The sequence below is a fragment of the Gardnerella sp. C0684A1 genome (assembly GCF_055326835.1).
In genome coordinates, this window is sequence record NZ_JBLTSX010000006.1 from 74,406 (window position 1) to 85,121 (window position 10,716).

At 41.7% G+C, this 10,716-nt stretch carries 5 protein-coding genes and 1 pseudogene; all 6 read left to right on the top strand.

Going from position 1 to position 10,716, the window contains the following annotated elements; translation table 11 throughout:
* The first annotated feature begins 68 nt into the window (after positions 1-68).
* Positions 69-1,805: an ABC transporter family substrate-binding protein gene (locus ACNEUN_RS06115; RefSeq protein WP_427876195.1), complete on the top strand. Its 1,737-nt coding sequence runs from the start codon at positions 69-71 to the stop codon at positions 1,803-1,805.
* A 188-nt stretch (positions 1,806-1,993) separates the two neighbouring features.
* Positions 1,994-3,808 (top strand): ABC transporter ATP-binding protein, encoded by a 1,815-nt coding sequence (locus tag ACNEUN_RS06120; protein WP_463631533.1) that lies wholly within the window; start codon positions 1,994-1,996, stop codon positions 3,806-3,808.
* 2 nt (positions 3,809-3,810) lie between these two features.
* A complete protein-coding gene (locus ACNEUN_RS06125) occupies positions 3,811-5,607 on the top strand; it encodes an ABC transporter ATP-binding protein (RefSeq protein ID WP_463631535.1) in 1,797 nt (598 codons plus the stop codon).
* Positions 5,608-5,660: 53 nt separating this feature from the next.
* Positions 5,661-6,674, top strand: a complete 1,014-nt coding sequence (locus tag ACNEUN_RS06130; RefSeq protein WP_463631536.1) for a TatD family hydrolase — start codon at positions 5,661-5,663, stop codon at positions 6,672-6,674.
* Between the two features lie 139 nt (positions 6,675-6,813).
* A pseudogene (locus ACNEUN_RS06135) lies at positions 6,814-9,321 on the top strand (KUP/HAK/KT family potassium transporter); the annotation flags it as partial.
* 395 nt (positions 9,322-9,716) lie between these two features.
* Positions 9,717-10,535 (top strand): HD domain-containing protein, encoded by an 819-nt coding sequence (locus ACNEUN_RS06140; RefSeq protein ID WP_463631543.1) that lies wholly within the window; start codon positions 9,717-9,719, stop codon positions 10,533-10,535.
* Positions 10,536-10,716: the final 181 nt, after the last annotated feature.

A 10,716-nucleotide genomic window follows, 5' to 3' on the forward strand; every position in this document is an offset into this window, starting at 1 on the left:
TCAGAAGATTGGCTATACTCTACACACATACCGGAAGAATGGACATCATCCGGGGAATGAGAGGAATCATGAAAAATACAAATGCAGGTAAACTCACTGTATTTGCTGCAGCTGCTCTTTCAGTAGCAATGCTACTTGGAGCATGCGGTGGCTCTGGCAAGTCTGGAAAGGCTACAATCACTGAGTCTCCAGCTGGTGTTGACACATCCTACACTGGTGCACTCCCGATGCCAGATATAAACAAGCGTTACGATAATCCACAGCCACGTGAAAACGTTAAGGATGGCGGCACTTACACAGTAGCTATGCCAACTATCGGTCCAAACTGGAATTACGCTTCTAATGACGGTAACTCTAGTTACATGGCTACTTTGTGGAGCTTCTACCAGCCAAATCTTATGGCTTACGACACTGTAAAGGGTGAAAAGATTAAGTACAATCCTGACTACATCACTTCTGTGAAGAAAGTCAGCGATAATCCACTCGTAGTTCAGTACAACTTGAATCCAAAAGCAAAGTGGAATGATGGCACTGACATCGACTGGACTGCTTTCAAGGCAACCTGGCAAACTATGAACGGTGCAGATCCTGATTACTCAGTGGCTTCCACTGAAGGCTATGACTGCATCAAGAGCGTTGAGAAGGGCTCTAATCCAAAGCAGGTTGTTGTAACCTATGATAAGCCATGCGCCACTTGGGAATTGCTCTTTGCCCCACTCGTTAACCCGAAGTCAGTGGATGTTAAGACCTTCAACCAAGGCTGGGTTGACAATCCTCACAACGAATGGGCTGCAGGTCCATTCAAGATTCAGTCTGCTACCGAAGATCAGGTTGTTTTCGTGCGTAACCCTAAGTGGTGGGGCAAGAAGGCAAAGCTTGACAAGGTTGTTGTGAAGCGTATGGAAGATACTGCTTCTATGAACGCTTTCAAGAATGGCGAAATTGACGCTGTAACAGATGCCATCAGCTCTAAGGAACAGATCACTACCGCTCGTAGTGTTAAGGATGCTCAGCTTCGTTACGGCTACAGCACCAAGATTCGCGTGTTGAACTTCAACGGTACGGCTGGTGCTCTTAAGGATAAGGCTGTTCGTAAGGCTGTTGTTCAGGCATTCGATCCAGCTACATACAACAAGATTCAGTTCCAGGGTATGAACTGGAAGAGTGAGCAGCCAGGTTCTGAGCTTCTCTCCATGTTCCAGGAAGGCTACAAGAATAATCTTCCAGCAGAAGCCAAGTACAACGTTGCTAACGCAAAGAAGACTCTTGAAGCTGCTGGCTATAAGATGGGCAGCGATGGCTACTATGCTAAGGATGGTAAGACACTTGAGGTTTCCTTCACCTTCTTCGGTGACGATTCTCTCCAGGCTGCTCTTGCTAATGCATTCCAGGCCATGATGAAGAAGGCCGGCATCAAGTGCAAGACCGTAAACCAGCCTGCTGCTAAGTTCCAGAAGGTTGTTGCAGCTCACAATTACGAAGTTCTTCCATTGGCATGGCAGTCCACATCACCATTGAGCTTCTTGTCTGCAGCAAGCCAGGTTTACAAGTCTGATAGTGATTCCAACCTCGGTCTCGTTGGCAATAAGAAGATTGATGAAGTCCTCGCCAAGGTTGGTAAGACCTACGATTACAAGGAACAGACTGATTATGCTAACAAGGCTGAATCTATGGCCTTCGCAGAGTATGGCACAATCCCAGTTTCTGCTCCTCCAATCTACCATATTTACAAGAAGGGCTTTGCTAACGCAGGTCCTGCAGGATATGCAAGCGTCTACCCAGAAGATATGGGTTGGCAGAAGTGAGTAAAATCTTAAGATTGCATAATATTATGTGAACTTAAAGTTTTACTAAAACTATCTTGTATACGTGTGGCGTGTAATCTTACGATTGCGCGCCACACATTTTTGTCTAAGGTATAAAATTATTTAGTCTTTTCGCAAAAGCAAGGTCGTAAAAGTAAAGTCGCGAGAGAACAAGGAGAAAACAGCGCATGTACGTAAACCCAACCAAACGCAAAGAAGCAAGTAACGTGCGCTGGATACTTCAATATTGCAAACCAGATATGTGGAAAGTTGGAGTATCTCTTATACTTTTTGTCATAAACGACACTATCGCAATGATTATGCCACTGCTATCCGGTTACATAGTCGATCAAATTATTGTAGGACGTCACCACAATTTACTAACTCGCATATGCATACTGATGATAGTGCTAACAATATTTAGAGTCGGAACTCGCTATGCGTACCAAATGCTTATGGAAAAGTTTGGTCAAAATGCAGTGTATAGACTCGTAAGTGACGAGTATGAAAAATTACATTCACTAGACTTTACATATTTTAATCACACGCGCACAGGCGACATTATGAGTCGCATGACTTCCGACACTGATGCAATTCGTCACGTTTTAAGCTGGGTATCATATCAAGCATTAGATTGTGTTGTTATGTTTATATGCGCTTTAAGTATTATGACAACAATCGAGTGGAGACTAGCATTAGCTTTAGCTGCCACAACTCCAATACTATTTTTGCTTACACGAGCTCTTAGTAAAAAAGCTAGACCAAAATTCTTAGCAATTCGCGAATCATTCGCACGAATGAATTCCATGGTAGAAGAAAATATCGAAGGTAATCGCGTAGTAAAAGCTTTCGTGCGAGAATCTTTCGAGACGGAAAAATTCGATGAGCGTAACGAAGATTATTTCCAGAGAAATATTACCTTGGCAAAAAACACTCAAAAATACATGCCTTGGATTGACGGTATGGGATTTATTCTAGAGCTTATAACAGTAGGCTTTGGCGGTTGGTTAGTATTAAACGGAAGCATGACTTTAGGTGCATTCGTAACATTTAATAGCTTCCTGTGGATGCTTAATATGCCTGTAAGAATGACAGGATGGCTTATTAACGATTGGCAACGATTCAATGCAGGATGCGTAAATATTCGCAAGTTGCTAACCGAAAAATCGCATATTGTTGATTCCAAATCTGCAAAAAAGCAAAGTGATATGCTTGGAGAAATTCGTTTTGAGCATGTTGACTTCGCTTTTCCAGATGATCAAGATGCGCCTATTTTGCACGATATTAATTTAGATGTTCCGGCAGGTAGCAAACTCGGTATTTTAGGCGAAACTGGTTCTGGAAAGTCAACACTTGTAAGCCTTATTTCACGTTTTTATGATCCAACTAAAGGCAGAGTATTAATAGATGGAAAAGATATTAAGGATTGGCCGTTAGAAGTATTAAGAAGTAAAGTAAGTGTTGTTGCTCAGGAAACATTCCTGTTTTCCGACACTATTGCAGGAAATATTAGCTTCGGATTGCCTTCTGCTAATGAAAATAATGAGTCATTCAGCAAAGATATTCGACGAGTTGCACGTATAGCTGCAGCAGATGAATTCATTATGAGCATGCCAGAAGGCTACGAAACAGTTGTAGGAGAACGAGGAGTAGGACTTTCTGGTGGGCAAAAACAAAGATTGAGTTTGGCTCGCGCTCTAGCAAATAATCCTGCAATTTTGATTATGGACGACACTACTTCTGCAGTAGATATGGAAACCGAAGCACATATACAAAAAGAGTTGAAAAAACTTGACGGTACGCGCACAGTGATCACAATCGCGCATCGTATTTCATCAGTTAAAGATGCAGACATAATTGTTGTGCTAGATCACGGAAAAATAGTTGAACGCGGAACTCATGAGCAGCTTGTTGCAGCGCACGGACGATACTGGGAAATTTACAGTAAGCAACTAGGCGTGCAAATCGGCAATGCTTCAGGATTTGAAACAAAAGGGGAGTAACAGTGTCGAAACGCAACACATTCCGAGAAGACGAAAGTCAAGAAGAACGCGTTAATGTGCGAGAACTGCTGCAAGTTCGAAAATATATGAAACCGTACTTATGGCAGTTGCTGCGCGTAATACTTGTAGTTATTAGCGGAAGCATAATTATGACAGCAATGCCTATGATCACCAAAACACTCATAGACGTTGTTCTTCCGAGCAAAAATGTCACATACTTGTACGAAATTATCGCCGTATTTGCCGTGTTAATCATACTGTATGAGTTAGGTTTAGCATACAGAACATTAGCAATCACGCGTATTGGTCAGCTTATGATTAAAGATATGCGTCGAGATATTTTCACGCATGTGCAATCATTATCTTTTGACTATTTTGATTCTCGTCCGCATGGGAAAATTTTAATTCGTATAGTGAACTACATTAATACGCTTTCTGACACGCTTTCGTCAGGTTTAATTAACGTATTTTCGGATTTATTTGTGCTTATTATCACCATGATCGCCATGTTCGTTATAGACTGGCGAATGGCGTTGTGGAGTCTTGTACTATTCCCACTATTTCTTATATGGACGCGTACGCTACAAATATTGCAGCGCAAAGCTTCACGTAAACTATCAAATAAGCAGAGTAATCTAAACGCATACTTACACGAGTCGATTGCGGGAGTAAAAACTACACAAACTTTCGCAAGAGAAGCTGAACAATACTCTACTTTCCAAGAACAACAGTCAGATGTTCGTAGCGCGTGGATGCGTAATGTAAGTGTGCAAATGCTTTTATGGCCAGGAGCATTCATTATTGAAAGTGCTGCAATTTCTTTACTGTACTATGTAGGAATTTCAAACATAGGAAATATGAATGTAAGCACTGGAACTCTTATAGCTTTCGTATGGTATTCAAGCACATTCTGGGAGCCAGTAGTAAATATTGGTAATTTTTATACTCAGCTAGTTACTTGTTCAGTGTATCTTGAGCGCATTTTTGAAACGCTTAAAATCAAGCCAAATATTATCGATAAAGATGATGCCATAGAATTGCCGAAAATTAAAGGCAAAGTGGACATAAATGATGTTGTATTCAGATATGAAGATGATGGAAAACCAATTTTGAATTTGGTTGATTTGCATGTTAAACCTGGTACTACTGTGGCTCTAGTAGGGCCTACAGGTGCAGGAAAAACAACTCTCGTAAGTCTTCTTTCCAGATTCTATGACGTATCGGAAGGTTCAATTACCATAGACGGTCACGACGTGCGTTCAGTAACATTAGCCTCTTTGCGTAAACAAATGGGCGTTATGCTGCAAGACAGTTTTATTTTCAGCGGAACAATTCGTGAAAATATTCGATACGGTAAACTCGATGCAACTGATGAAGAAATCGAAGCTGCGGCTCGAGTAGTTCATGCGCACGAGTTTATTGAAGAATTGCCTAAAGGTTACGATACGCAAATTGAGGAAAGAGGAGCAACTCTTTCTGCAGGACAAAGGCAACTTATATCTTTTGCAAGAGTTTTACTAGCAAACCCACGCATTTTGATTCTCGACGAAGCAACAAGCAATATCGATACTCGCACAGAAGAAGCATTACAGGCTGGCTTAGCTCAGCTGCTAAAAAATCGCACTTCTTTCGTAATCGCGCACAGACTTTCAACAATTGAAAACGCTGATTTGATTTGCGTAATAGACCATGGGCAGATTATGGAACGTGGCACACACAATGAACTTATGGCCGCAAAAGGATCGTATTATCGTCTTGTTCAATCGCAGTATGCTGCAATTCGCCAAGCGGTTGCGTGAGCGTGAAGTAAGCGTTTGCGCGAGTGTGAAGCTGCGTGAGTAAACTAAACAGTATGAGTAAACATCATCGCGAGCATAATTGGGCACCCGCATTAGCGTCACTTGCGGAAGGCGAAATCGTAACTGAAGAGCCGAGATCATCAGTATGGGAAAATCTGATTAAAGAAGGAATAAGAATAGCTGACGATCACACTCACATGCTTAGCGTAGTAGATTTCGCGCATAATCTAAACAAAGAGCTAGAAGAAAAGGGACGTGATTTAATAGTTGAGCCGACTGCAGAAGATCTAATTGCACAAGCAAACTCAGCTGGAGTTTCGAATATGCTAGAAGTAGGTTGCGAATATCCAGATTGGGAGCCAACAATTTCTTTTGCAAAAAATCACGAAGATTCTGTGCGTGCAGCATTAGCAGTGCATCCTAATGAAGCTGTTTTACACGGGCATCGTGGAGCAACAGGGCCGGATGGTTTACCTCTTGCTTACAAGCCTTATCACGATATTCCATTCGATGAAGCGATGCAGCATCTACACTCTTTAGTAGTAGAAAATTCCAAAGAAGTGGTTGCAATTGGCGAAACAGGATTAGATTATTTTCGTACGGGAGAGGCAGCTCGTAATGCGCAGCGAGAAGCTTTTCGAGATCATATTGCTCTAGCAAAAGAGTTAAATCTACCTTTGCAAATTCACGATCGTGATGCTCACGAAGACGTTGTAAAAATATTATTACAGGATGGAGCTCCTTCTAGAACAGTATTTCATAGTTACGCTGGAGGAGTGGATCTAGCCGAAGTTATAAAAGAAAACGGCTGGTACGCAAGTTTTTCAGGAACATTAAGCTACAAAGGAAACGAAGATTTACGAGAATCTGCAAGAATTATTGGATTAAGTCACATAACAGTAGAAACTGACGCGCCATATCTTACGCCTATGCCGTATCGAGGGCGTCCTAATGCGCCTTATATGGTGCCGTATACATTGTGCGCACTAGCAGATACGCTTAATCTTCCACTACTAACAGTTGCTAAAGAGACGCGTTTGAATACTCGAAAGATATACGGTTTTTAATTTCGTAGCGTCGCCACTTTGCGAGATATAGCCTGAGTTGTATACAATAATCCAAGACGGAATAAAACTGTGAAGGTGTGGGCAAGGTTTTCTCGTGCGTATTGTGTGAGAAACTTGGCTTATGGAGGAACAATCTAGCATGACGAAGTCACGCGTTTCCGAACCATCGAATGATGGTCTGAAGGATCCTCGCAACGGCGCGAAAGATTCCGAGAAAAGTCCGAAGACTCCAAAGAGTCAAAAAGATGCTATCTTACGAGCAGCTTCATTTACGAAAGCTCCGAAAGTTTCGCATAAAACTACTACTCGAGAAGAACGAGAAGTTTTAGCGCAGCAGCAGGCTCAAGAAGTAAAAGAAGCAGAAAAACTTGTAGCTAGTGCAATTAGTGGACCGTTCGGACGTTGGTGGGCTAAAATACAAACCAGCTCCGACCGTTTTACTCTCGGCATGGCAATTGTTGCTCTTGGCGTTGTGTATGGAGACATAGGTACGTCCCCTCTTTATACGGCTCAAACATTTTTAGCTGGACAAGGTGGATTGCAGAACATTAATCGCGAAGCAATATTTGGCATGCTTTCGCTACTGTTCTGGTCTATTACGCTTATTACCACCGTGAAGTATGTGTTTGTTGCTATGCGAACCGACAATAATGGTGAAGGTGGTATTTTTGCTCTCTACTCGCTTATTCGTAGGCGAGCAGCATGGTTAGTAATACCTGCAATGATTGGTGGAGCCGCTTTTCTAGCAGATTCTGTTCTTACGCCTGCAGTATCTATTTCTTCTGCAGTCGAAGGTTTGCGCACTATTGAAGCATTTAGGCCTGTTTTCTTAGAAAATGAGAATTTATCATTGATGATTACGATAGTGATCATTGTGCTACTTTTCTCAGTTCAGCAGCGCGGTACAGAACGCATTGGTAAAGTGTTCGGAATCGTAGTTATGGTTTGGTTTGCATTCCTCGCTCTTACCGGCATAGTGAATATTGGAAGCGACTGGACTATTTTTGAAGCTCTTAACCCTGTTTACGGCATAAAATTCTTGTTCAGTCCGAATAATGTTCAAGGCCTTGCGTTGATGGGTATTATCTTCCTTTCAACCACTGGTGCTGAAGCTTTATATTCTGACATGGGTCATGTTGGTAGAGGAAATGTTTACGTAACGTGGCCGTTTATTAAAATTGCACTTTTACTTAATTATTTTGGTCAAGGCTCTTGGATGCTTCAGCATAAGGGAGATAAAGAGCTGTGGAATGTTGATGCTTTAAATCCGTTCTTCCAAATGCTAAGCCCTGATGTGCGTTATATTGCTGTTGTTCTTTCAGTAACTGCAGGTATTATAGCCTCTCAAGCTCTTATTACCGGCGCGTACACAATGGTTTCTGAAGCTACAAGCTTGAATTGGATGCCTCATTTGCAGGTAAGATATCCAGCTCGTACAAGAGGACAGCTCTATATTCCTGTAGTTAATTTTGTATTGTGCCTAGCGACTTTAACAGTGCTCGCAGTATTCAAAGATTCAGAGCATATTTCTGGAGCCTACGGTTTGGCGCTTACATTAACTATGTTAGCTACAACTACACTTCTTGCAGTGCATATGTGGTATCAGCGTAAGCGTTTTGGTGCGTTTATTTTTGCAGCTGTATTCTTGCTTATCGAGGTTACGTTCTTCATAGCTTCTATGGCGAAGTTTATGCACGGCGGCTGGTTTACTATGCTTCTCGGTGCTTCCATTTTGATTATTATGATTACGTGGAATGATGGCACTAAAATTGAGCGTTCTCAGCGTTTGCACATGAAGCCTAAAGATTTTCTGCCTGTGCTTGATAAGCTGCATGGAGATTTTCGTATCCCGTATTTTGCAGATAATATCGTGTATTTGACGTCTGATAGAGAAATGAAGCGTCTCGATACTGGTATTTTCTTCTCAATTTTCGCGGATCACCCTAAGCGTGCTAGAGCTTGGTGGGCTGTGTCAGTTGAAACTGATGATTCTCCGTTTACTCGTGAATATTGCGTAGAAAATTTCGGAACTGACTATCTGTTTAGAGTGCGTATAAAACTTGGTTTTAAAGTTTCGCCTTCTATACCAGCGTATTTGCATCAGATTATGCACGATTTATCGCATACAGGTGAACTTCCGCAACAGAAATCTGTTTATCCGAAGGTAGATGCGGATCCTGATATTGGTCCAATTCGTTACGTTCTTCTTCACAAAGCTTTGATGCCTGAATCTAATATTTCTGCACGCGCAGCTTTGTCTCTAAAAATGAAGTATGCCATTCGTCATATTGCAGGAACGCCTGTTAAGTGGTTTGGACTTGCGCCTTATAATCCGATTGTTGAAGTGCAGCCTTTATTTGTCTCTACTCGCAGGCCTCCGCGTCTTAAGCGTGAAGAGTATGAATCGAGGGCAGTGCGTTCTAAGCAAGCTGCTGCTGTTGGAGAGGTTTCTGCTTCTGCTACTTCTTCTACTGAAGTAATTCGAACATTACGCGATGTTGAGAAAACTCAGAATTTAGATGCCTTGCATATGAATTCTGATTCTGTTAAAACGCAAAATATGCAGTCTGTTGGCAACAAAGTAAGCAAAGTAAGCGATAATTCGGATGCAGAGCAAACTGCTGTTATGAATGTGAATGATATTGCTTCAGCTAATGTGATTATTGCAGACGATAAGATTTCGAACACTGGTAATATTTCACCAATAGTTGAGACTAGGATTGTTGCTCCTTTGCCTGCGAATATTAATGGAGATTCGCGTCTTGCTGCTATGGTTCGCATGACAGAAGAAGCTGAGTCGGATGATACTGCGAATTCTTTAGACGAGTCTTCCTCTATTGAAGCTATTCCAGCTGAGTCTGTTGTTTCAGCTGAGTCTACTCCAGCTGAGTCTATTCCAGCTGAGTCTACTCCAGCTGAGTCTGCTGAAACTGAGTCTGTATCAGATAAGTCTGTATCAGATAAGTCTGTATCAGATAAGTCTTCTGATAAAAAATCAGCTAGTAAGAAAAATTCCGCAAAATCTCGTAAGTGAGTGCCATTATGGTTTACGCTGCAAACGATGAGTTTTCTGCATCGTGCGAAAATCAAGTCAACGATGTTCGTATTGTAAATCTGCCTGATTTTTCAGAAGTTGAGCATTTGCATTGCGAGATTTCGCCTTCTTCTGCAGCGTACAATCTTATTCACTCTCATTGTGTTGTTATTGCGACTATTTCATGGCAGCTTGCTCATCATCAAAACGTTTTGCTTGCTGCGAAAACTGACGTTCCTATGAGTGATGTATTGCGTAAAAGAGCTTCACTCGCAAAAGATGGAATGATTAATTTGATAGGAGATAATCCTCTGCCTGAAGTAGTTGGCGGTTATGCTCCTACGCGTTATGTTGATGAGTATGCTGCATGCATTGGTGGCTTATTGCATGATATAGGAACGTATAAGGTTCTTGCGAAGAATGGTAGTTCTGACGACGACGAGTTACGTTTTGACGGTCCTCGCTACATTTTGCATGGCATTAGGGGCTATAACTATTTACTTAAACATGGCGTTAGTGAAGAAGCTGCGCAATTTGCGCGCAATCATACTGGTGTTGGTTTAACTAAAGAACAAGTGATTGCTCAAAAGCTTCCTTTGCCTTATGCTGATTACCTGCCGCTCACTGTTGAGCAGGAAATCGTTATGGTTGCAGATAAGTACAATAGCAAATCGATTCCGCCTAGATTTTTGACAGTAGACTCTTACAGGCGTAAAGCGGCTCGTTTTGGTGAGAGTAACGCTAGAAAGTGGATGCAGCTCGTTGAAAAATATGGGGAGCCTAATATAGCTGTTTTAGCTGATAGGTTTAATATGCGAGTTTCTTAAGTTTTTTCTTTGTTTTTTCTTTACTTTATTAGAAGACTGCGTTTGTGCTTTTGATTTTTGACGGGATATTTGTTTTTTGTTTCCGTTTCTGGTTTGTTTTTGTGTTTTGGTTTGTGACACGCCCGGTTTTTTGGTTTGTGGCGTGTTTTTTGTTTATTTTTTGTTGGTTTTGGGTCGGGTT